Origin of the sequence: Streptomyces sp. NPDC088387 (assembly GCF_044753385.1) — a bacterium.
Taxonomy (GTDB): domain Bacteria; phylum Actinomycetota; class Actinomycetes; order Streptomycetales; family Streptomycetaceae; genus Streptomyces.
Genome location: NZ_JBIVNC010000007.1, coordinates 40,293 through 61,110, shown reverse-complemented (window position 1 = coordinate 61,110; position 20,818 = coordinate 40,293). Strand labels below are relative to the sequence as shown.

The following is a 20,818-nucleotide window of genomic DNA, read 5'->3' as shown; positions in this document are numbered from 1 at the left end:
TACGCCTGGCAGGCCAAACGCGTACACTACAGCCCTTTCGCCGTCAGTGCTAAATCCGTTCCGGAACCGCGTTGCCCGCGTCCGCGACGGCACACCGTACGGGTACCCGCGCGAGCAGGGTGAATCCCAGGACGAAGAAGACGACGAGCGAGATGATCGCATCCCGGTAGCTCCCCGTCAGCTGATACGTCAGACCGAACAGCAGCGGTCCGAGCCAGCTCATGCCCCGGTCGCTCAGCTCGTACGCGGAGAAGTACTCCGCCTCCTTGCCGGGCGGCACCAGATGGGAGTACAGCGACCGGGACAGCGCCTGGCTGCCGCCGAGGACCAGACCGATCGCCGCGGCGAGTGCGAAGAACCACACCGGCTCCCCGGCGGGCAGGAAGTACCCGGCGGACAGCGTCAGCGTCCACGCGACCAGCGAACCGAGGATCGTGCGCTTGGCCCCGTACCGCGCGGCCAGCCGGCCGAGCGCCAGCGCGCCCGCCACCGCGAGCACCTGCACCAGCAGCACCGCGCCGATCAGCGTGGCCTGACCGAGGCCCAGCTCCTCCGAGCCGTACACCGACGCCTGGCTGATCACGGTCTGGATGCCGTCGTTGTAGAGCAGGAAGGACAGGGTCAGCGGGTGGCGGCGCATGTCCCGGACGGTGGCCGCGAGCTGCCGCAGCCCACCCGGGCCCGTCACCTCGCCCGGCGGTCTCCTGCGGTCGCGCAGCCGGCACAGCGGAATGATCGCGAACGCGCCCCACCACAGGCCCGCCATGGCCAGACAGATCCGCACGGCCGTCGACTCCGAGACGCCGAAGTCGTCGTGGCGCAGGTACAGCACCAGATTCACGACCAGCACCAGCGCGCCCGCCGCGTACCCGAAGGCCCAGCCGCGCGAGGAGACCGCGTCGCGTTCCTCGGGTGGGGCGATCTGCGGGAGGTAGGAGTTGTAGAGCATCATCGCCACGGACTGCGCGGCGTTCGCCACGATCAGCAGCAGCCCGCCCAGCAGATAGCGGTCGCCGTCCAGGAAGAACATGCCCGTGGTGGCCGCCGCGCCGACGTAGGCGGCGACACCGAGAAGCCGCTTCTTGTTGCCCGCGCGGTCGGCGATCGCGCCGACCACCGGCATCAGGAGCACCGCCACGACCACCGACAGGGACACCGAGTACGCGAAGAAGGAGCCCGCGCGGACCGGAATGCCCAGGGGGTGCACAAAGCCGTCGGCGTCGGCGGCCGACTCCGTCACCGAGGTGAGATACGGCCCCAGGAACACCGTGAGCACACTCGTGGAGTAGACCGAGCACGCCCAGTCGTACATGTACCAGGCGCGCTGTTCGCGGCGGCGCCCTGCGGCCTCGTCGGCCGGCTGTTCCCGCAGGGTGTCGGTGCCCACCCGTGCCCTCGTCTTCCCGTGCGGCCGCGGCGCCGGCGCGGGTCCGTCAGACCCAGACGCCCCGGTCCTCCATGACCCTGCGCAGCGTGTCGATGTGATCGGTCATGATGCCATCGACACCGAGGTCCAGGAGCCGGTGCATCCGCTCCGGTTCGTTGATCGTCCAGACATGCACCTGGAGCCCGCGCGCGTGGGCGGTCCGTACGAAGCGGTGGTCGACGACCTGGATGCCGGACTGCGTCTCCGGGACCTGCGCGGCGACCGCCGAGGCCCGCAGCGCCGCGGGCACACCCCAGGAGCGCAGCCGCAGGTTGAGCACCCCCCGGGTGCCGTACGAGGTGGCCAGGCGCGGTCCCGCCAGCCGCTGGGCGCGTATCACCCGCGCCTCGGAGAAGGAGCCGACGCAGACACGGTCCCAGGCGCCCGTGTGCTCCAGCAGGCCGAGCAGCGGGTGGAGGGCCGGCTCGGCCTTGATGTCGACGTTCCAGCGCACCTCGGGGAAGGTCTCCAGGAGCTCCTCGAACAGCGGCACCGGCTCCTTGCCCGCCACCCGCGCCTGCCGTACGTCGTCCCAGGCGAGGTCCGCGATCCGGCCCGCGCCGTCCGTCACCCGGTCCAGGGTGGAGTCGTGGAAGGCGACCAGCCTGCCGTCCCGCGTGGCGTGGAGATCGGTCTCGATGTACCGGTAGCCGGTCTGCACGGCACGCCGGAACTGCGCCGTGGTGTTCTCGAGGCCGTCCGCCGCGCCGCCCCGGTGGGCGAAGGCGATGGGGCCCGGGTGGTCGAGGTAGGGGTGGCGTATCAGCGTGCTCACCGCCGCAGTATCGCCCGCCCCGGTGACCCCTCGGCAACGACCGTGCTGCCGCTCGATGCCGACGGGACGGCGAACACCCGCAGGAAGAGCTGCGCGAGCGGTCCGATCGACACCGCGTACAGCAGGGTGCCCACACCGATCGTGCCGCCGAGCGCGAAACCGGTGCCGACCACGGCCACCTCGACCGCGGTGCGCATCAGACGGATCGAGCGTCCGGTGAGCCGGTGCAGGCCGGTCATCAGGCCGTCCCGCGGGCCCGGTCCGAACCGCGCGGCGATGTACAGGCCGGTGGCGGCCCCGTTGAGCACGATCCCCGCCAGCATGAGCGGCACGCGCGCGGTGAGCGAGTGCGCGGCGGGCAGCGCGGCGAGTGTGCCGTCCATGGCGACGCCGACCACGAAGACGTTGGAGACCGTGCCGAGACCGGGGCGCTGGCGCAGCGGGATCCACAGCAGCAGTACGGCCGCGCCGATGACGATCGACACCACACCGATCGTCAGCCCTGTCCGCTCGGCGAGCCCCTGGTGCAGCACGTTCCAGGGTTCGAGCCCGAGGCCCGCCTCGACCAGCAGCGCGGAACTCGCGCCGTACAGGGCGAGACCGGCGTAGAGCTGGAACAGACGCCGGGTGAGCCGCCGCGCGGGAGGCGGGTCGACTGGTGTCCGATCCGGCGCTTCGGGCGGTTTTGCGGACAATTTTTCCCCCTGATGTGGTGCTCGTGGACTGCCGCGTGCCACTCTGTGGCTTGAGAAGTACGGCCATCCATGGCCAATTCGAGGAAGGTGGACTGGTCGTCATGGCGCAGTGGACCTCGGCGGTGGGCCCGGCACAGCTGGCCCGGCTGCTCCAGTCGCAACAGGACCGCCCAGCGGGACCCGGCACCCGCCGCCCGCCCGCCTACCGGGCGCTGGCCGACGGTGTCCGGCTGCTGGTCCTCGAAGGCCGCGTCCCGGTCGCCGCCCGGCTGCCCGCCGAGCGGGAACTGGCCCTGTCCCTCTCCGTCAGCCGCACCACCGTCGCCGCCGCCTACGAGGCGCTGCGCAGCGAGGGCTTCCTGGAGTCCCGGCGCGGCGCCGGCAGCTGGACCGCCGTACCTGCCGGTAACCCACTTCCCGCGCGGGGACTCGAACCGCTCCCGCCCGAGGCGCTCGGCTCGATGATCGACCTCGGCTGCGCGGCACTGCCCGCGCCCGAACCCTGGCTGACCCGTGCCGTCCAGGGCGCCCTGGAGGACCTTCCGCCGTACGCGCACACCCACGGCGACTATCCGGCCGGGCTGCCCGCCCTGCGCGCGATGATCGCCGAGCGCTACACCGCGCGGGGCATACCGACCATGCCCGAGCAGATCATGGTGACGACCGGCGCGATGGGCGCCATCGACGCCATCTGCCATCTCTTCGCCCCGCGCGGGGAGCGGATCGCCGTCGAGTCGCCCTCCTACGCCAACATCCTTCAGCTCATGCGGGAGGCGGGGGCGCGGCTTGTGCCGGTCGCCATGGCGGAGGGGCTCGCCGGATGGGACATGGACCGCTGGCGGCAGGTGCTGCGCGAGGCGGCGCCCCGGCTCGCCTACGTGGTCGCCGACTTCCACAACCCCACCGGCGCCCTCGCCGACGACGACCAGCGGCGCCGGCTCGTGGAGGCGGCGCGCTCGGCGGGCACGGTGCTCGTGGCCGACGAGACGATGAGCGAGCTCTGGCTCGACGACGACGTGGTGATGCCGCGGCCCGTGTGCGGCTTCGACCCGGCCGGGTCCACGGTCATCACCGTCGGCTCGGCGAGCAAGGCGTTCTGGGCCGGCATGCGGATCGGGTGGGTGCGGGCGGCACCGGACGTCATCCGCAGCCTGGTCGCCGCGCGGGCGTACGCGGATCTGGGGACGCCGGTCGTGGAGCAGCTCGCGGTGAACTGGCTGTTCAGCACCGGGGGGTGGGAGCGGGCGGTCGCCGTGCGGCGGGAGCAGGCGCGGGAGAACCGGGACGCGCTGGTCGCGGCGGTGCGGCGGGAGCTGCCGTCGTGGCACTTCGCCGTGCCGGCGGGCGGTCTGACCCTGTGGGTGCGGGCCGGCGGCCTGTCCGGGTCACGGCTGGCCGAGGCGGGGGAGCGGGTCGGGGTGCGGGTGCCGTCGGGACCGCGCTTCGGGGTGGACGGCGCCTTCGAGGGATACGTCCGGCTGCCGTTCACGGTCGGCGGCGCGGTGGCCGAGGAAGCGGCGGTACGGCTGGCGGCGGCGGCCCGGGTGGTGGAACGCGGCGGCGCGGGCGGCGGCGAGGCCCCACGCACGTTCGTGGCGTAGCGGGGGGCGTGGTGGCTGGGGCGGGGGCGTTGCGCAGCCCGGCGTGACGGGTGTGCCGCCGCGCCCACCCGTGCCGCCCTGCGGCACGACTGCCCGCGGCCGGGTGACGAGGCTTTCGGGGGCGCGGGACTGTATCGATGTGCGGCTCCGCCGCGGGGCGCGATCAGCCCCCGCCGGGCCGCGCTGTGATCACGACGTTTCCGCGGCGAGCGTCTTGGCCGGCTCCGGCTCGGGGGCCGGCTCCGCGTCCGCCGGCGTCGTGCGCGGAGGCAACAGCGCCGTCACCGCCTCCCGATGCGTGTCCGTCGTCGCGTCGTCGTAGGGATCCGGAGTCGCCGGAACCTGAAGACGCAGCACGGGCCCGGTACCCAGCCGCGCATACCCCCGCCCGGGAGGGACATCGCTGACCGGCGTGGTGCGGGGCGGAGCGCCGAGCACCGCTTCGAGCTGCTCCACGGTCGCCGGCCCCAGAAACACCCGCGCACGTGTGTGCTGCCGTACCGGCTCACTCAGCGCGTCGAGCGTGTCGGAGTGCTCGGCCACGACCACCGTGACCCCCGCCGCACGACCGTGCCGGAGCGGAACCTGGAGCAGGGACTGCGGGTCCTTGTGCCCGTCCGCGGCGGCGAGATGGCCGAGCATGGACGGCCGGTCGAGGAAGATCCACAGCGGCCGCTTGGTGTCCTCGGGCGGCGGATGCCCCGCCTGGCGGGCCCGGTTGAGGGCGATGAGCCGGCGCTCCGTCTCGTGCGCGGCCCACTCCAGGCTGGCCATCGCGCCGGCGAGCGCGCACTCGACGGCGAGCACACCGTCACGGCCGGTCAGGCACGCGTACTCGCCGGTGCTGCCGCCCTCCACGATCAGGATGTCGCCGTGCTGGAGGGCCTGGAGGGCGATGGAGCGGAGCAGGGTCGAGGTGCCGCTGCCGGGCCGGCCGACGACGAGCAGATGAGGCTCGGTGGAGCGGATGCCGGTGCGCCAGACGACCGGCGGGACGTCGCGCTGCTCCTCCCCGTGGGCGAGGGGGAGCGTGCGCTGGACCTCGGCGGGGTCCGTGAATCCGAGCACCGTCTCACCCGGCGTGGTGACGAAGCGCTGGGCGGCGATGTCGGTGGAGAGCGGTGCGAGGACGGCGACCGTGAGCTGGTTGCCCTCCTCGTCCCAGGTGAAGTGGTACTCACGGCCCCGGCCCGACTTCGCGGTGAGCAACTGCTCGATACGCGCGCGGGCGGCCGGTTCGCCGTCCGTGAAGTACGCCGGGTAGTGGATCACCAGGCGGGTGATCCGGCCGGAGTCGTCGAAGTCGTACGCCGTGAGGGCCTTGTCCCAGTCGCCGCCGTGGGCGTACATCGGAGCGGGGTCCTCGGCGGCCGAGAAGTACGGGACCAGGGCCTCGTACAGCGACCGCAGGCGTTGGGTCTGTGATTCGTCGGGGCCCTCGGGGGCCGGTTCGCTGCGCTCGCGGCCGTGCCATGCCGCCGCCGCCATCAGGGTGATGACGGCGAGCAGCGGGCCGTAGGGGACGAGCGCCACCACCAGGATCACGGAGGCCACGAAGAACAGCAGTGGCCCGCGTTTGTCCTTGGGGGTGGCAGCCCATCTGCGCCGCCCGGCCGCTGCCAGCCGGCGCAGTCCGCGAGTGATGGTGATCAGCGGATGGAGGACGTCGGTGGCGCTGTCGGCGGCCGTCCGGGCCAGGTCCCGGCTCCGGGCGAGCTGCGCGCTGCCGTTGCTCAGAATCGTGGGGAGGGGGCGCCGGGCCACTGCTGTCTCCTGAAGGTGCGTGCGGAAGTGCGGGTGCCTGCGATGGGGGGCGTCAGAACTTGATGCCGCCCAGGAGGCTCGCGAGGCTCTCGCCGCCGGCCTTGATGCTGGGCGCGATGGCCGTGCTGGCCAGGTAGAAGCCGAACAGGGCCGAGATCAGCGCGTGTGACGCCTTCAGTCCGTCCTTGCGGAAGAAGATGAACACAACGATGCCGAGCAGGACGACGCCTGAGATGGAGAGAATCATGAGGTCTCCTGGTGTCGAGGGGGACAGTCACCATGAGTACTTCCAGGATCACAGCATGTATCCATACTATTAAAGGTGCAACTGGGTGAAATCCGGCTGATTTCACCCGCTCGGCAGAGTGCTGACGGGCCCCCTGAGCAGCGCTGATGTACCGGACCGGCCCAACGGTGATCTTTGCCGCCGGCGGGGCCGCTCATGTATCCGTACAGCCAGTACGCTGGCGATTCACCCGTACGGCGGCACCGCTCGCCGCCGTACGCTGGCGTTGTGCACCCCGTCGTTCCCCGAGCTCGCAGTGAGAGGCGGTCCCGCCGATGAGTGAAGCCCCCGACCCCGAGGTCGTGGAGCTGGCGACCAAGATCTTCGATCTGGCCCGGCAGGGCGGGACCGAGGAGCTCGTGGCGTATGTGGACGCGGGCGTTCCGGCGAACCTCACCAACGACCGCGGTGACTCCCTGGTGATGCTCGCCGCCTACCACGGCCACGCCGCGGCGGTACGTGCCCTGCTCGCCCGGGGCGCCGAGGCGGACCGGATCAACGACCGGGGCCAGACCCCGCTCGCCGGGGCCGTCTTCAAGGGCGAGGAAGAGGTGATCCGGGCCCTTCTGGAGGCCGGCGCCGACCCTGCCGCCGGGACCCCGTCGGCCGTCGACACGGCCCGGATGTTCGGCAAGGCGGATCTGCTCGACCTGTTCGGCGCGCACTGAACCGAACACCCTGACCGGTCGGAACAGACCGCCTGGCCAGGCAGGACACGGAAAACGGGGGAGGCGGTATCTGGCCGCCGGAAATTTCGGTCGCGGCATCGCAAAGCGCCGGGTCATCATGACGTCGTGATTCACGGACGCGATGGCTGGGCAGGTGTTGCCGCACCGCGCGGGCCGTGATGCGGTCCGCACGGGCCACCAACGAGAGGCAGAGAGAGATGGCTTACAGCAAGCAGGAAACGGCGGGCGCCCCGACGTGTTGTCACGCGGCCAGGTAGAGCAAGATCCCGGTTGCGTCGACGCTTGATGTGAGGCTGTTTCCCATGTTCGATCCGGTCATAGCGCCCAGCGGTACGCTGCTCGGCCTGCTCCAGCGGGGCCGTGGCGACGGCACACTGCACGCGCTCACCGCCCCGCGCCCCGAAGCGCTCGCGGCACTGAACCAGTGTGTGCTGCGCGACCCCCGCCACGACTGGCAGGTGGAGAACCGCTCCCTCTACTACGCCCGGCTCTATCTCGACCTGGGCGGTGACCTCGACGCCGTCGAGGCTCATCTCTTCGACCCCGAGGACGTCCTCGACACCGAGGAGTCACGCACCGGGCTGGCCCTCGCGGTCCTCGGCCATCTCGCCTCGTACGGCAGGCGGGACGCGCTCGAACTGCTGCGCAGGTACGCCGCCCGGGGCACCAACTGGGCCTGGGCCCTCGACGAACTGGCCCTGCGCGACGACGACGCCGGCCTGCGGGCCCTGGCGGCGCCGACCCTCGCCAGGTTCCCGGCCGACGCGGAGGGCGACGCCGAACTGGCCGCGGCCGTCCGTGACGCCTTCGAGCCACGGCCCTGGCGGCTGTGGGCGGAGGACGCGCGCGAATCGGTCGCCACGCGCGTGCGGGCCGCCCAGGAGACCGGCTGCTTCGACCGATGGCAACGGCAGATGCGGCCGACCGGACCCCGTCCGGGCTGGAGTGTGCAGGCCGTCTTCGAATGGGCGCAGCAGGGGGTGGAACGCGGCGCCGCCCTCCATGTGCCCGCCGCCCGCTGTCTGACCGCCGTCGCGGGACCCGAGGACCGGCCGGAGATCGTCCGGGCCGCCAGGGACGGCGACGAGGGCGCCCGCTGCACGGCGTTGCGCTACCTCGCCGACAGCAACGATCACGAGGCCTTCGACCTGATCGAGGCCGCCGTGATCACTGGCTCGACGGCCGTGGTGGACGCCGCCGTCGACGCTTTCGAACGTATGCGCAGTGTGGCTGCCGTCGACCGGGCGCGCCGCTGGGTGCGCAGGCCCGATCCGCTCGGGGCCGCCGCCGGACGCATGCTGGCCTGCCGGGGCGGCGCACAGGACCGCGACGCGGTGCTCGGCGCCCTCCGTGAGGCCGTCCGGGGCGAAGGCCCCGACGCACCCACCCTGTGGACCCTCGTGGACGGCACGGGCCGCCTCGGTATCGCCTGCGCGGCGCCGGTTCTGCGCCACGTCTACCGGGAGACCGCCTCGTCCCATCTCCGCGGCCGGGCCGCCCGCGCCCTCGCCGCCACCGATCCCTCCTTCCCCGCCGGATTCGCCGTCGAGTGCCTCTGGGACTGCGAGGAGACCACCCGCGAGGTCGCCGCCCGGCACGCCGCGACCGGAGACAACCGCGTAGTGGACCGGCTGCGCCGGCTCGCCGCCGATCCGGCCGAGGAGGCCGAGGTCCAGACGGCCGTACGCAGCCGGATCGGGCCCGACACCACCCCATGAGCGGCTTACGTACGATTCCGCGCGGACTCGCGCCCGTTGAGTGAACGAGGAGTGACCCGCAGGTCAGGCGCGCATGGACGCGGCCTGGCCTGCTCGGGTGCGCAGCGCGATGCTCATGGGACGTTCCTCGTCCGGAAAGATCCACGTTGACGCGGCCACGTCCAGTACGGCGACAACACCCGTATGCGTGTCGTCATCGTGACCGAATCCTTTCCCCCCGATGTGAACGGCGTGGCCCACTGCGCGCTCCAGACCGCCCGGCACCTCGTCGATCGCGGTCACGCTCCCCTCGTCGTCGCCCCGGCCACCGCCGCCGGGGCGGAGCCCGACGCGGGCGCGCCGTGCCCCGTCGTCCGCATCCCGTCCCTTCCGCTCCCGGGCTACCCCCAGGTCCGCGTCGCTCTCCCCAGCCGACGCGTCGCCGCGGCGTTCACCGCACACCGCGCGGACATCGTTCACCTGGCAAGTCCCTTCGTCCTCGGGGTGCGCGGCATGTCCGCCGCCGCCCGGCTCGGCCTCCCCGCCATCGCCGTCTACCAGACCGACCTCGCCGGCTACGCCCGTACCTACGTCCACGCGGGCGAGGCGGCCGCCTGGCGTCGGATCCGCTCCGTGCACGCCGCCGCCGATCTCACCCTGGCGCCCTCCAGCGCCGCCCAGAACGACCTGGAAACCCACGGTGTGCCCCGTGTCCGGCTGTGGCCCCGCGGAGTCGACACCGAACGCTTCCGCCCCGACCTGCGGGACGAGGACCTGCGGCGTGAAATCGCCCCCAACGGCGAGCTGATCGTCGGCTACGTCGGACGCCTCGCCCCGGAGAAGCAGATCGAGCTGCTGTCCGGCGTGTGCGGACTGCCCGGTGTGCGTGTCGTGATCGTCGGCGACGGGCCCAGTGAGCCGAGCCTTGCCGAGACCCTGCCGGGCGCGGTCTTCCTGGGCCGGCGCACCGGCGACGACCTCGCGCGGATCTTCGCCTCGCTGGACGTCTTCGCGCACACCGGCCCGTTCGAGACCTTCTGCCAGACCGTGCAGGAGGCCATGGCGAGCGGCGTCCCCGTGGTCGCCCCCGCGGCGGGCGGACCGCTCGACCTCGTCGACCACGGCCGCACCGGCTTCCTGGTGCCGCCGCGCGACGCGGACGCCATGCGCGACGCCGTCCGGGCGCTCGCCGTCGACCCCGCGATGCGCACCGCCTTCGGTGCCACCGCGCGGGCCACCGTCGAGGGCCGCACCTGGGCCGCCGTCGGAGACCAGCTCATCCACCACTACGAGGACGTCCTCGCCGCGCGGAAGGCGGTGCTGGCGGCATGACCGGCGAGTCCCTCAGGATCGTGCGGCTGGCGAACTTCGTCGCCCCCTCCTCCGGCGGGCTGCGCACCGCACTGCGCGAGCTCGGCCGGGGGTTCAAGGCCGCCGGCCACGAGCCCGTGCTCATCGTGCCCGGCGACCGGTTCTCCGACCGGGAGACCGAACAGGGCCGGGTGATCACCCTGCCGGGCCCGGTGCTGCCGGGCACCGGCGGCTACCGCGTCCTCGCCGACAGGCGGCGCGTCGCCCGCCTGCTGGAGGAACTCGGCCCGGACCGCCTGGAGGTGTCGGACCGTACGACACTGCGGTGGACCGGCAAGTGGGCCCGCCGCGCGCGCGTGCCCGCCGTGATGGTCTCCCACGAGACCGCCGACGGTGTGCTGCGCACATGGGGCATGCCGGAGAACATGTCCCGGCGCACCGCCGACGCGCTCAACGTCCGCACCGCGCACACCTACTCACGGGTCGTGTGCACCACGGAGTTCGCGGAGCGGGAGTTCGTCCGGATCGGCGCCCGCAACGTCGTACGGGCGCCCCTGGGCGTCGACCTCATGGAGCGGCACCCGGCCCTCCGGGCGCCCGCGCTGCGCACGCGGTACGCCCGCGCGGACGAGACGCTGCTCGTGATGTGCTCCCGGCTGTCGGTCGAGAAGCGGCCCGGGACGGCCCTGGACGCCGTTGAGGCGCTCCGGCGCCGCGGAGTGCGGGCCGTGCTCGTGGTGGCCGGTGACGGGCCGCTGCGCGGTCGCCTGGAGCAGCGGGCCGTCGAACGCAACCTGCCGGTCACCTTCCTCGGGCACCTCTCCGACCGCGGACTGCTCGGCGCGCTCCAGGCGACCGCCGACGTGGTGCTGGCGCCGGGGCCCGCGGAGACCTTCGGGCTCGCCGCGCTGGAGGCCATGGCGTGCGCGACGCCCGTCGCGGTGAGCGCCTCCTCCGCGCTGCCGGAGGTGGTCGGCTCGGCCGGCGCGGTCGCGGCGGACACCGGCGAGGCGTTCGCCGACGCCGTCACGACGCTCCTGGAGCGCCCCGAGTCCGAACGCCGGGAGGCCGCACGCGCGCGTGCCGAGTGCTTCGGCTGGGGCACCGCGGTGGAGGCCTTTCTCGCCGCCCACGACACGACCGTTCGCTCTCCGCGCGGGTCCTACCTGCCGGGAGGCGTGGCATGAGACCCGCACGCTTCGTGGCACTCGGGGACTCACTGACCGAGGGGGTGGGAGACCCCACCGGGAATGGGTGGCGCGGCTGGGCCGCGCTGCTCGCCGGCGGACTCGCCGACCATCGCGGCGACTTCACCAACCTCGCGTTCAGCGGGGCGCAGACCCGTGACGTCCTGGAGCGGCAGCTGCCCGCCGCCCTGGACCTCCGGCCGGACGTGGCGTCCGTCGTCGTGGGGGTCAACGACACCCTGCGCGCCACGTTCGACATACACGCCGTCGCGGCCCGGCTCGACCGGGTGTACTCCGCCTTCGCCGAGCAGGGCACGCTGCTGCTGACCGTGTGCCTGCCCGACCCGGGCACCATGCTCGGACTGCCGGCCGCGCTGGCGAACCCGCTCGCGCGGCGGCAGCGCGCGGTCAACACGGTGGTCCACGCGCTGTCGGAGCGGTACGGGGCGGTGCACCTGCACGCGTGCGACGGTGCCTGGACCATGGACCGCGCGATGTGGAGTGCGGACCGGCTGCACCCCAGCGAGCGCGGTCACCGGCAGCTGGCGCTGCGCTCGCACGCGCTGCTGACCAAGGTCGGGGTCCGGATGGGGCACGCGCCCTCCGCTGAGCCGGAGTTCGCGGTGCCGACGCGGCGGGCGAGCGTGTGGTGGCTGGCCACCGCGGGCACGGCCTGGGTGGTCCGGCGCTGCGGCGATCTGCTGCCGCAGTTGCTTCGGCTCGCCACGGACGAGCTGCGGCACCGGGCGCGGGGGACCAGCAAGCGGCTGGACCTGAGCGCGTCCCAGGCGTGCGCGGCGGCGCTGGCGTCGCTGCCGCCGTTGTCCGCGATGCCGGGTGCTCCCGCGGAGGCGGAGGCGGCCTGAGGGCGTGGGCGGACCCACGCCGGTGGTGTGGGCCGCCCGCCCGCGGGTGCGTAGCCGCGGGAACGCGTGCCGGGGCATGTCTGCGGCGATCCATGGGGGCGGGCGGCTGGACATCCCGGCAGGCGGGCTGCACCGCAGGCAGGCTGCCCAGGGGCTTGCGGCTTGGCCGGTCGAGGGGTGCCGCCGGGCGGCTCAAGGGGGGCGTTGCTGGACCGGCCACGGCTGTAGTCGTGTGGCTGGGGGCGTGTGGGTTGGCCGGCTCCTGGGAACTGCGCGGGCGGCTCAAGGGGTGCGCTGCACCGAGGTCCCCACGTCCGCCACGGGCCAGTTCCGGTCGGACCGCCGAGGGCTGACGCGGTGTGTGGCTGGGGGCGTGCGACTCGGCCTGCCCCTGGCGGCCCCTGGGCGCATGGCCGAGGCGTCCAGGAGGCGTCCTCCTGGACCGGCCCCCGGGTCCCTACGGCCGCGCGTCGCATCGGGATGGCGTCCGCGCGGCCTCCGCTCAGCGCCTTCCGCGTGCCGTGCGGACGAAGCGCAGGGGCGTTCCCGGGACCGCCTGGGCCGCTGCCGGGAGGTCGGTCGGGGTGACCACCGCGATCACCGGGTAGCCGCCGGTCGTCGGATGGTCGGCGAGGAACACCACCGGCCTGCCGTCCGGCGGGACCTGGACCGCGCCCAGGACCATGCCCTCGCTGGGCAGTTCACCGGGGACGGCCCGCTCCAGGGCGGGCCCCTCCGTGCGGAGCCCGATGCGGTTGCTCGCGGCCGACACCCGGTACGCGCGCGAGGTGAGGATCCGCAGCGCCTGTGGGGTGAACCAGTCGTCGCGCGGGCCGGGGGTCACACGCAGCACCAGTTCGGCCGGCGGGCGTGGCTGCGGAATCACGTCCACACGCGCGTGCGGGCCGACGACCGGGCCCAGCGGCAGCACCGCGCCGTCCGTGAGCGGCGGCGGGCCGAGCCCCGAGAGCAGGTCCGTCGAACGGCTGCCGAGGACCGGCTCGACGGCGATGCCCCCGGCGACGCCCACGTAACTGCGTACACCCGCGACGGCCGGACCCACCTCCAGGAGGGCGCCGGCGGGAACCCGGACGGGTGCGCCCCAGGGCGCCGGGCGTCCGTCGACGGTCACGGCACAGGGGGCGCCGCCGACCGCCACGGTGAGTCCGCAACGCGGGCGCAGGGCACAGCCGTTGAGGGTGGTCTCCAGGACCGCCGCGCCGGCCCGGTTGCCGACCAGCCGGTTGACCAGGGCCGCGGCCGGCGCGTCGAGCGCGCCCGAGTGCGGCACGCCGAGGTGCGCGTGGCCGGGCCGGCCCCGGTCCTGGACGGTGGTCAGCGCACCGGCCCGGACGACGGCGAGCGCACGGTCCGTCATACGGCGCCCACCGGGACGAAGCGCACGCGCGTGCCGGGCGACAGCAGTGCGGCGGGCACGCGCGTGTGGTCCCACAGCACCGCGTCGGTCGTACCGATCAGCTGCCAGCCGCCCGGCGAGGAGCGCGGGTAGACGCCGGTGTACGGCCCCGCCAGGGCGACCGAGCCCGCCGGGACGGACGTACGCGGAGTGTCCCGGCGCGGGACGTGCAGACGGTCCGGCAGGCCCGTCAGATAGCCGAAGCCGGGGGCGAACCCGCAGAAGGCGACGTGGAACTCGGTCTCCGCGTGGATGCGGGCGGCCTCCCGCGCGGACACACCCCACTGCGCGGCGACCTCGGCCAGGTCCGGTCCGTCGTAGCGCACAGGCAGTTCAACGGCCTCTCCCGTGCGCGGGGGAGCGGGCGGCACGTCCGCGGCGCTCAGCTCGTCGGCCAGGCGCGCGGGGTCGGCCAGCCCGTCCAGGAGGACCGTACGGGCGGCCGGCACGATCTCCCGTACCGCCAGCGTGCCCTGCGCGCGGCGCCGCAGCAGCTCCGCGTGGAGCGCCTCGGCCTCCTCGCCCGAGCCGACCTCGACGAGCAGCGCGTCCGCACCGACGGGAAGGGCCCTCATACGAACGCCTCCACCCGCACACCCGACTCCTCCAACTGCCGCCGCACGCGGCGGGCCAGCTCCACGGCCCCGGGCGTGTCGCCATGCAGGCACAGGGAACGCGCCCGCATCCCGATGGACACGCCGGACCGCGTGACGACCGTGCCGGAGCGGGCCAGATCCAGGGACCGGGCCACCACCGCGTCCGGGTCGGTGACGACCGCGCCCTCCTGCCCGCGCGGCACCAGCGTGCCCTGCTCGGTGTACGCGCGGTCCGCGAACGCCTCGGTGACGGTGGGCAGTCCGGCCCGCGCGGCCAGCTCCAGCAGCCGTGAACCGGGCAGTCCGAGCACCGGCAGCGTGACGCCGGCGAGACGCACGCCCTCGACGACCGCGGCGGCCTGCTCCTCGTCGTGCACCGCGCGGTTGTACAGCGCGCCGTGCGGCTTGACGTACGCCACGCGGGCGCCCGCGGCCCGTGCGAACACCTCAAGGGCGCCGATCTGGTAGGCCACTTCGGCCGTCAGCTCGGCGGGCGGCACGTCCATCGCGCGCCGCCCGAAACCGGCCAGGTCCCGGTAGGAGACCTGGGCGCCGATCGTCACCCCGCGCTCGGCGGCCCGGTCGCAGACCCGGCGCATGGTCGCCGGGTCCCCGGCGTGGAAACCGCAGGCCACGTTGGCGCTCGTGACGACGGACAGGAGTTGCTCGTCGTCCGTCAGGTGCCAGCGGCCGAAGCCCTCGCCGAGGTCGGCGTTCAGATCGATCGCGGTCATGCTGGTGTCGTATCTCCTTCTCGTGCCGTCTCTCAGGTCACGCGGTACTGCTCGTCGCGGGCGTCGGTGAGGAACATCTGGCCCGGCGCGTGGGTGATGGCGAACGGCGGCCGCGAGGCCATCACCGCCGCCTGCGGAGTGACTCCGCACGCCCAGAACACCGGGATGTCGTCCTTCCCGGCGGTCACGGGATCGCCGAAGTCGGGCCGGTCGAGGTCCGCGATGCCCAGCGCCGACGGATCGCCGCAGTGCACCGGACTGCCGTGCACCGCCGGCAGCAGACTGCTCTCCCGGATCGCCGCCGCCAGATGCTCGGGCGGCACCGGGCGCATGGACACCACCATCGGACCGTGCAGCCGGCCCGCCGGACGGCACTCCCGCGCGGTGACGTACATCGGCACGTTGCGGCCCTGCTCGATGTGGCGGATCGGCACCCCCGCCCCGGCCAGCGCCCACTCGAAGGTGAAGCTGCACCCGATCAGGAACGACACCAGGTCGTTCCGCCAGTGCGCCACCACGTCCGTCGGCTCGTCCACCAGCTCGCCGTCCCGCCACACCCGGTAGCGCGGCAGGTCGGTGCGCAGATCCGCCCCTGCCGCGAGCACCGTGGAGTACGAACCGGCGTCCGTGACGTCGAGCACCGGACAGGGCTTGGGATTGCGCTGGCAGAACAGCAGCATGTCGTACGCCCAGTCGGCGGGCACCGAGATCAGATTGGCCTGTGTGTGACCGGCGGCGATCCCGGCCGTGGGGCCCGACACGCCCGAGCGGAACCGCTCCCGCGCGGTCTGTGGGCTCCACGCGTGCGCGTGCGGGTCGACGAGGGTCAGCGCGCGGTCGTCCGTGCGGTTCACACCAGCTCCTTTCCGCGCGTCTCCGGCAGGCCCAGCAGCGCCAGTGCCGCGAGACCGTAGCCGATCGCGCCGAAGACCAGCGCGCCGCCCACACCCCAACTGTCTGCCAGGAAGCCGACCGTGGTGGGGAAGACGGCGCCCACGGCGCGGCCCGTGTTGTACGTGAAGCCCTGTCCGGTGCCGCGCACGGCGGTCGGGTAGAGCTCACTCAGGAACGAGCCGAAGCCGCTGAAGATCGCCGACATGCAGAAGCCGAGCGGGAAACCGAGCACGAGGATCACGGTGTTCGCGCCGCTCGGGATGTTCGCGTAGGCCAGGATGCACACCGCCGACAGCAGTGCGAACAGCCAGATGTTCCGGCGCCGGCCGAGCCGGTCGGTGAGATAGCCGCCGGTCAGATAGCCGAGGAAGGCACCGGAGATCAGGAACGTGAGATAGCCGCCGGTGCCGACCACGGACAGGTCGCGCTCGGTCTTCAGATACGTCGGAACCCAGGTAGCCAGCGTGTAGTAGCCGCCCTGGACGCCGGTCGACAGCAGGACCGCGAAGAACGTGGTGCGCGCGAGGCCGGGTTTGAAGATCGCCGTGAAGGAGCCCTTCCCCGTGCTCCGCTCGCGTGCCGCCTCGGCCTCGGGCGCGTCCTTGACGCTGCGGCGCAACCAGACCACGAGCAGCGCGGGCAGTGCGCCGGTCCAGAACATCACCCGCCACGCCAGGTCGTCACCGAGGAACGAGAAGACCAGCGTGTACACGATCACGGCCAGCGCCCAGCCGACGGCCCAGGAGCTCTGGATCGCGCCGAGGGTACGGCCGCGGTGCTTGGCGCTCGCGTACTCCGCCACCAGGATCGCGCCGACCGCCCACTCACCGCCGAAGCCGAGGCCCTGTAGCGCGCGGAAGACCAGCAGCGTCTCGTAGTTGGGCGCGAAACCGCAGGCCACCGTGAAGACGGCGTACGTGATGACCGTGATCATCAGCGCCTTGACCCGCCCGATGCGGTCCGCGAGTACGCCGGCCGCCGCGCCGCCGATCGCGGAGACCACCAGCGTGACGGTGGTGAACAGGCCCGTCTGGCCGCTGTCCAGACCGAAGTAGGCGGCCAGCGCGACCATGCTCAGCGGCAGCGTGAAGTAGTCGTAGGAGTCCAGCGCATAGCCGCCGAACGCGCCGGCGAAGGCCTTGCGGCCCCGCGGGCCGAGGGCGCGCAGCCAGCCCAGCGCGCCGTCGTCTTCGGGCCGTTCACCCGCCCGGGGAGTTGCGTCGGTGGTCAGGGCCTGCGGTGGGGGAGTCGAGCTCATGGGCACCTCGCAGAGGGAGGACGGAGGGTGCTTTCGGGAGCGGACAGCGCTGTGCGGGGGGGCGCCACCTGAGGGACGGGGGGCGGTGCCGTTCCTTGGAAGGTAGAGGATCGTTGAACGATCCTTCAATACCCGTGTTGTTTCGTTCTGGTATCTGCGCTTGAATTCCGGGCATGGCAGAGCAGCTGACGGGACTGGCCGACGACCGGGCGCTCCTCGGGCGCACCAGCACCGCCGAGCGGGTCTCGGACATCCTCAGGAGCCGTATCGCCGAGGGCTTCTTCCCGCCCGGAACGCGGCTCTCCGAGGACGGCATCGGCGGCGCGCTCGGCGTCTCCCGGAACACCCTGCGCGAGGCGTTCCGCCTGCTCACCCATGAACGCCTGCTGGTCCACGAGCTGAACCGGGGTGTCTTCGTCCGGGTCCTGAGCGTCGAGGACGTAGAGGACATCTACCGCACCCGCCGGCTCGTCGAGTGCGCCGTCGTACGCGGCCTGGGCGAGCCGCCGTACGGCGTGGCGGGCCTCGCCGATGCGGTCGCCGAGGGTCAGCGGGCGGCGCGTGAGGGCGACTGGAAAGGGCTCGGCACGGCCAACATCCACTTCCACCGCGAACTGGTCGCACTGGCCGCGAGCGAGCGCACCGACGAGCTGATGCGCAGCGTCTTCGCCGAACTGCGCCTCGCCTTCCACGTCGTCGACGACCCGCACGCCCTGCACGAGCCGTACCTGGCCCGGAACCAGCAGATTCTCCAGGCACTGGAGGCCGGCGACCGGTCCGGCGCGGAACACCTCCTGGAGGTCTACCTGGACGACTCCCTGAAACGAGTGGTCGAGGTCTACGGACGCCGAGTCACGGACACCCCGTAGCCCCCACACCGAGAAGCCGGACCAACCGTTCCGGGGACGCGGGGAGCGATGTACCCGCACCCGACGCGCGACCGGCGCCGCCCCCGACGGACACCCTCGCCACGCCCGGAGGGCCCCCGCGTGCGTTTGGGTCGTTGTCAGACCCAGGACCTAGTCTGTGCATCGTGACTTCACCCGCATCGACGGACAGTGCTCCGCCCCAGCTCAGCCCCGGGCCGAGGCCCGCGGTCGGCCCCGCGGCCGACGAGGGCCTGGCCCGGCGGCTGCGCGCGCTCGCCTGCACGGCGCCGCTGCACGACCTCGACGCCCGCAAGGCCAACCTCGCGGGTGAGTACACGGTGTACGGCATGGCGGAGGTCGCCCTCGCGGGCATCGACCTCGTCACACTCAACATGGACTTCGACACCGGCGCCGACCACGAACAGGTGGTCGCCCGCCTGATCCCCCGCATCGCCGCCCAGGCCCCGCGCCGGCCGGTCTCCGAGCACGAGCGCGTCGCCCGCTGGGTCCTGGAGAACCTGATCAACGTCGGCAGTGTCGACCGCGGATTCCGCGCGGTGTACGGCACCTTCGCCCCGGACGGCACATATGTCCGACGGGACTACGACTTCAAGCTGATCGAGGAGGTCCCCGGCCCCGGCGGCAGCGTCTACCTCCGTACGACGGACGAGGCGGTCAACGTCCTGGTCGGCGCCCTCGACACCGACGTCACCAGCGCCCAGATCGCCGCCGAGGTCAAGCTGGAGGTGCTGATCAACCGCGGCCGGCTCGCGGACGCCCAACTCGCCGCCGAACAGGCCCGGTACCGGACCGTGCAGTACTCCGAGTCGCTGCGCCGCGCCCTGGAGGCGACCCGGCGCAACGTCCGCGCGGTGGACTGGCTCAGCACCGTGCCCGACATGATCGCCGAGGCCCTCGACCACGTCGCCGACCGCTACCGCCACGAGAACGCGATCCTCACCAACATCCGCCGCGCGCGCGACGAGTCCGAGGACCCCGAGCAGAAGCGCCGCGCGGCCGAGCTGGTCGACATCGTCAAGGACTGCATCCGCCGCCACACCCAGTTGCAGTCCCGGCTGCTGGAAGCCGGGCCGCTGTTCCGCGCGGAGCAGGACCGGCAGGCCTTCGCCACACCGGTGTCGGCTGCGGGGATAGACCTCTACGGCCAGCTGGTCACGCCGCTGCTGCCGTTGCCGGTGGAGAGCGCGGTGCGGGTCACGGACGCGTTCTTCGGCCGCGGGACCGGGCTGCGTACGCCCGTGTCCGTACGGGTGTCCGATCTCGTCGAGCTGCTGCTCACGCCTCCGGTGGAGCGGGAGCACCTCGGTGCGGAGATGCCGGAGCCCGATCTCATCGCCACGCCGGACGACAGCCGGTTCAGCGAGGAGCAGCTGGCCGCGGCCACGGAGCTGCTCGATCTGCCGGCCGACGCGCCGCGCAGATTGTCCGGGTTGCTGGCGGAAGCACGGCGCGTCGACCCGGAGTTGCCGTACTTGGTGGCTTTGATGGCGGTTCACGCCGCCAGTCCGCCCGTCGGGACGGCCTATCGGCAGGGTGAGGAGAAGCTGCTGTTCGCCGTGGACGACGGGACCGAGCTGGACGATCCCGAGTTCGGGGGTGCGGATCTCATTGTGGGGACCGCGTTGCTGGATGCGGTGGGGATGGCGGCGGATCGGACGGAGGCCGCGTGAGTTCTGTGCCGATGGGTGTGTGGTCGGATGCGGGTTCGTTGTGGCCGGTCGCGCAGTTCCCCGCGCCCCTGAGGGAGCTGCCCTGCCCGCGTTCGTCAGAGCCGTTCCTGACCCCCACCGTCGTCGACCGACAGCCCAAGGAGTCCTGACCGTGAACGAGTTCGTCGAACGGAGTGAGGCGGAGGTCGGCGGCGCGGCGGCGCCCGCTCCCGTTACTCCCGGTGATGCCGCTGACGCGGCGCGGCTCGTTGCGTTCGGGCTTCAGCCGAAGTTGCAGCCCGCTCGCGACCAGGAGTACGCGGAGCTGTTGCGGCGGTACCGGGAGGATCCGCCGTTCGCGCGTCTCGCGGACGCTGTCGCGGCCGGGCTCGGTCTGGTCGTCCTGGAGGTGTCGCCGCGCGCGGGAATGGCGGTGACGGCCGCCGAGGACTCGGTGTTCGCGGTGCGCATGGGGGACTACGCGCGTCGCACCTCCGCCGACTCGGGCGACCGCTTCCTGCACGGACTCGCCCATCTCGCCGTCGCCGCCATGGCGTTCCCGCGCCCCGAGGACCTCGCCGACGACGGGTACATCGGGCGCGTCTCCGTCAACGGCGTCGACGCCTTCGTCCGCCAGGCCTGCCGCCGCCTGGAGGAACGGGCCGACGCGCAGGGCGAGAACACCGACCCGGCGACCGACGCACCCGGCCTGGAGGCCGCCTGGCGGATCTGGGCCAGACGCAGCGCGACCGGCGCCACCAAGGACGCCCGCCGGCTCGCGGGATCGACCACCGGCATCGTCGGCAAGGCCGCCGCGTTCCTCACCGACTCGGGCTTCCTCCAGCGCACCGGCGACGACCACGGCGGCACCTACCGCACCACGGCCCGCTACCAGTTGCAGGTCCGCGACCTCGCGGGCAGCGCCGCGATGGCGGAGCTGCTCGACCTCGGGGTCGTCCCGGTGAGCGACGGCACACCGACCCTGCTGCCCGCCGAGGACGGTGAGGAGCGGGAGCTGGTGCCCGACGCCGGCCTGCCGTTCCACTCCTGACCCGCCGGCCCCGTGCCGACGTCCCCCACCCC

The 20,818-nt window shown here is 73.1% G+C and carries 20 protein-coding genes; 9 read left to right on the top strand and 11 right to left on the bottom strand.

Annotated features, from left to right (window positions below; all coding sequences use genetic code 11):
• Positions 1–49: 49 nt before the first annotated feature.
• The 3 genes from ACIQAC_RS19700 to ACIQAC_RS19690 are packed head-to-tail and all read right to left on the bottom strand — an operon-like array spanning position 50 to position 2,896.
• A complete protein-coding gene (locus tag ACIQAC_RS19700; protein WP_402192804.1) occupies positions 50–1,387 on the bottom strand; it encodes an MFS transporter in 1,338 nt (445 codons plus the stop codon).
• A gap of 46 nt (positions 1,388–1,433) precedes the next feature.
• Positions 1,434–2,201: a glycerophosphodiester phosphodiesterase gene (locus ACIQAC_RS19695; RefSeq protein ID WP_402192802.1), complete on the bottom strand. Its 768-nt coding sequence runs from the start codon at positions 2,199–2,201 to the stop codon at positions 1,434–1,436.
• Positions 2,198–2,896, bottom strand: a complete 699-nt coding sequence (locus tag ACIQAC_RS19690; RefSeq protein WP_402192799.1) for a YitT family protein — start codon at positions 2,894–2,896, stop codon at positions 2,198–2,200. The genes ACIQAC_RS19695 and ACIQAC_RS19690 overlap by 4 nt, the downstream gene beginning before the upstream one ends.
• A gap of 101 nt (positions 2,897–2,997) precedes the next feature.
• Between ACIQAC_RS19690 and ACIQAC_RS19685 the strand changes: the two genes are divergently transcribed.
• Positions 2,998–4,497: a PLP-dependent aminotransferase family protein gene (locus ACIQAC_RS19685; protein WP_402192797.1), complete on the top strand. Its 1,500-nt coding sequence runs from the start codon at positions 2,998–3,000 to the stop codon at positions 4,495–4,497.
• A gap of 189 nt (positions 4,498–4,686) precedes the next feature.
• Here ACIQAC_RS19685 and ACIQAC_RS19680 read toward each other — a convergent pair whose 3' ends face one another.
• Positions 4,687–6,261 carry an ABC transporter ATP-binding protein gene (locus tag ACIQAC_RS19680; protein WP_402192794.1) on the bottom strand — a complete coding sequence of 525 codons (1,575 nt, stop codon included), beginning with the start codon at positions 6,259–6,261 and terminating at the stop codon, positions 4,687–4,689.
• A gap of 52 nt (positions 6,262–6,313) precedes the next feature.
• A complete protein-coding gene (locus ACIQAC_RS19675; RefSeq protein WP_007380617.1) occupies positions 6,314–6,508 on the bottom strand; it encodes a hypothetical protein in 195 nt (64 codons plus the stop codon).
• Positions 6,509–6,822: 314 nt separating this feature from the next.
• Between ACIQAC_RS19675 and ACIQAC_RS19670 the strand changes: the two genes are divergently transcribed.
• Both ACIQAC_RS19670 and ACIQAC_RS19665 read left to right on the top strand, forming a co-directional pair.
• Positions 6,823–7,215, top strand: a complete 393-nt coding sequence (locus ACIQAC_RS19670) for an ankyrin repeat domain-containing protein (RefSeq protein WP_402192792.1) — start codon at positions 6,823–6,825, stop codon at positions 7,213–7,215.
• Between the two features lie 323 nt (positions 7,216–7,538).
• Complete coding sequence (locus ACIQAC_RS19665) at positions 7,539–8,954, top strand: HEAT repeat domain-containing protein (RefSeq protein WP_402192790.1); 1,416 nt, start codon at positions 7,539–7,541, stop codon at positions 8,952–8,954.
• A gap of 63 nt (positions 8,955–9,017) precedes the next feature.
• On the opposite strand, the gene ACIQAC_RS19660 is transcribed toward ACIQAC_RS19665, so the two are convergent.
• Positions 9,018–9,236 carry a hypothetical protein gene (locus tag ACIQAC_RS19660; RefSeq protein WP_402193426.1) on the bottom strand — a complete coding sequence of 73 codons (219 nt, stop codon included), beginning with the start codon at positions 9,234–9,236 and terminating at the stop codon, positions 9,018–9,020.
• Between ACIQAC_RS19660 and ACIQAC_RS19655 the strand changes: the two genes are divergently transcribed.
• Genes ACIQAC_RS19655 through ACIQAC_RS19645 form a run of 3 tightly spaced genes read left to right on the top strand, consistent with a single transcriptional unit; the run spans position 9,138 to position 12,297 of the window.
• On the top strand, positions 9,138–10,265 hold the full coding sequence (locus ACIQAC_RS19655) for a glycosyltransferase family 4 protein (RefSeq protein WP_402192788.1): 1,128 nt from the start codon (positions 9,138–9,140) through the stop codon (positions 10,263–10,265). The genes ACIQAC_RS19660 and ACIQAC_RS19655 overlap by 99 nt on opposite strands.
• Positions 10,262–11,431, top strand: a complete 1,170-nt coding sequence (locus ACIQAC_RS19650; protein ID WP_402192786.1) for a glycosyltransferase — start codon at positions 10,262–10,264, stop codon at positions 11,429–11,431. Before ACIQAC_RS19655 ends, ACIQAC_RS19650 begins: the two co-directional genes overlap by 4 nt.
• Positions 11,428–12,297, top strand: coding sequence for an SGNH/GDSL hydrolase family protein (locus tag ACIQAC_RS19645; protein ID WP_402192784.1), 870 nt, complete (start codon positions 11,428–11,430; stop codon positions 12,295–12,297). Before ACIQAC_RS19650 ends, ACIQAC_RS19645 begins: the two co-directional genes overlap by 4 nt.
• 502 nt (positions 12,298–12,799) lie before the next feature.
• On the opposite strand, the gene ACIQAC_RS19640 is transcribed toward ACIQAC_RS19645, so the two are convergent.
• The 5 genes from ACIQAC_RS19640 to ACIQAC_RS19620 are packed head-to-tail and all read right to left on the bottom strand — an operon-like array spanning position 12,800 to position 17,196.
• Positions 12,800–13,675 (bottom strand): biotin-dependent carboxyltransferase family protein, encoded by an 876-nt coding sequence (locus ACIQAC_RS19640; RefSeq protein WP_402192783.1) that lies wholly within the window; start codon positions 13,673–13,675, stop codon positions 12,800–12,802.
• Positions 13,672–14,289 (bottom strand): allophanate hydrolase subunit 1, encoded by a 618-nt coding sequence (locus ACIQAC_RS19635; RefSeq protein ID WP_402192781.1) that lies wholly within the window; start codon positions 14,287–14,289, stop codon positions 13,672–13,674. Before ACIQAC_RS19635 ends, ACIQAC_RS19640 begins: the two co-directional genes overlap by 4 nt.
• Positions 14,286–15,044, bottom strand: a complete 759-nt coding sequence (locus ACIQAC_RS19630; RefSeq protein WP_402192779.1) for a LamB/YcsF family protein — start codon at positions 15,042–15,044, stop codon at positions 14,286–14,288. The genes ACIQAC_RS19635 and ACIQAC_RS19630 overlap by 4 nt, the downstream gene beginning before the upstream one ends.
• Before the next feature lie 32 nt (positions 15,045–15,076).
• On the bottom strand, positions 15,077–15,898 hold the full coding sequence (locus tag ACIQAC_RS19625; protein ID WP_402192777.1) for a putative hydro-lyase: 822 nt from the start codon (positions 15,896–15,898) through the stop codon (positions 15,077–15,079).
• A complete protein-coding gene (locus ACIQAC_RS19620) occupies positions 15,895–17,196 on the bottom strand; it encodes an MFS transporter (protein ID WP_402192775.1) in 1,302 nt (433 codons plus the stop codon). Before ACIQAC_RS19620 ends, ACIQAC_RS19625 begins: the two co-directional genes overlap by 4 nt.
• A 173-nt stretch (positions 17,197–17,369) precedes the next feature.
• Between ACIQAC_RS19620 and ACIQAC_RS19615 the strand changes: the two genes are divergently transcribed.
• The 3 genes from ACIQAC_RS19615 to ACIQAC_RS19605 all read left to right on the top strand — a co-directional run bounded on the left by ACIQAC_RS19615 (position 17,370) and on the right by ACIQAC_RS19605 (position 20,786).
• Complete coding sequence (locus ACIQAC_RS19615) at positions 17,370–18,065, top strand: GntR family transcriptional regulator (RefSeq protein WP_402192772.1); 696 nt, start codon at positions 17,370–17,372, stop codon at positions 18,063–18,065.
• A gap of 164 nt (positions 18,066–18,229) precedes the next feature.
• Positions 18,230–19,756, top strand: coding sequence for a hypothetical protein (locus ACIQAC_RS19610; protein WP_402192770.1), 1,527 nt, complete (start codon positions 18,230–18,232; stop codon positions 19,754–19,756).
• A gap of 151 nt (positions 19,757–19,907) precedes the next feature.
• Positions 19,908–20,786 (top strand): hypothetical protein, encoded by an 879-nt coding sequence (locus tag ACIQAC_RS19605; protein WP_402192768.1) that lies wholly within the window; start codon positions 19,908–19,910, stop codon positions 20,784–20,786.
• Positions 20,787–20,818 lie beyond the last annotated feature (32 nt).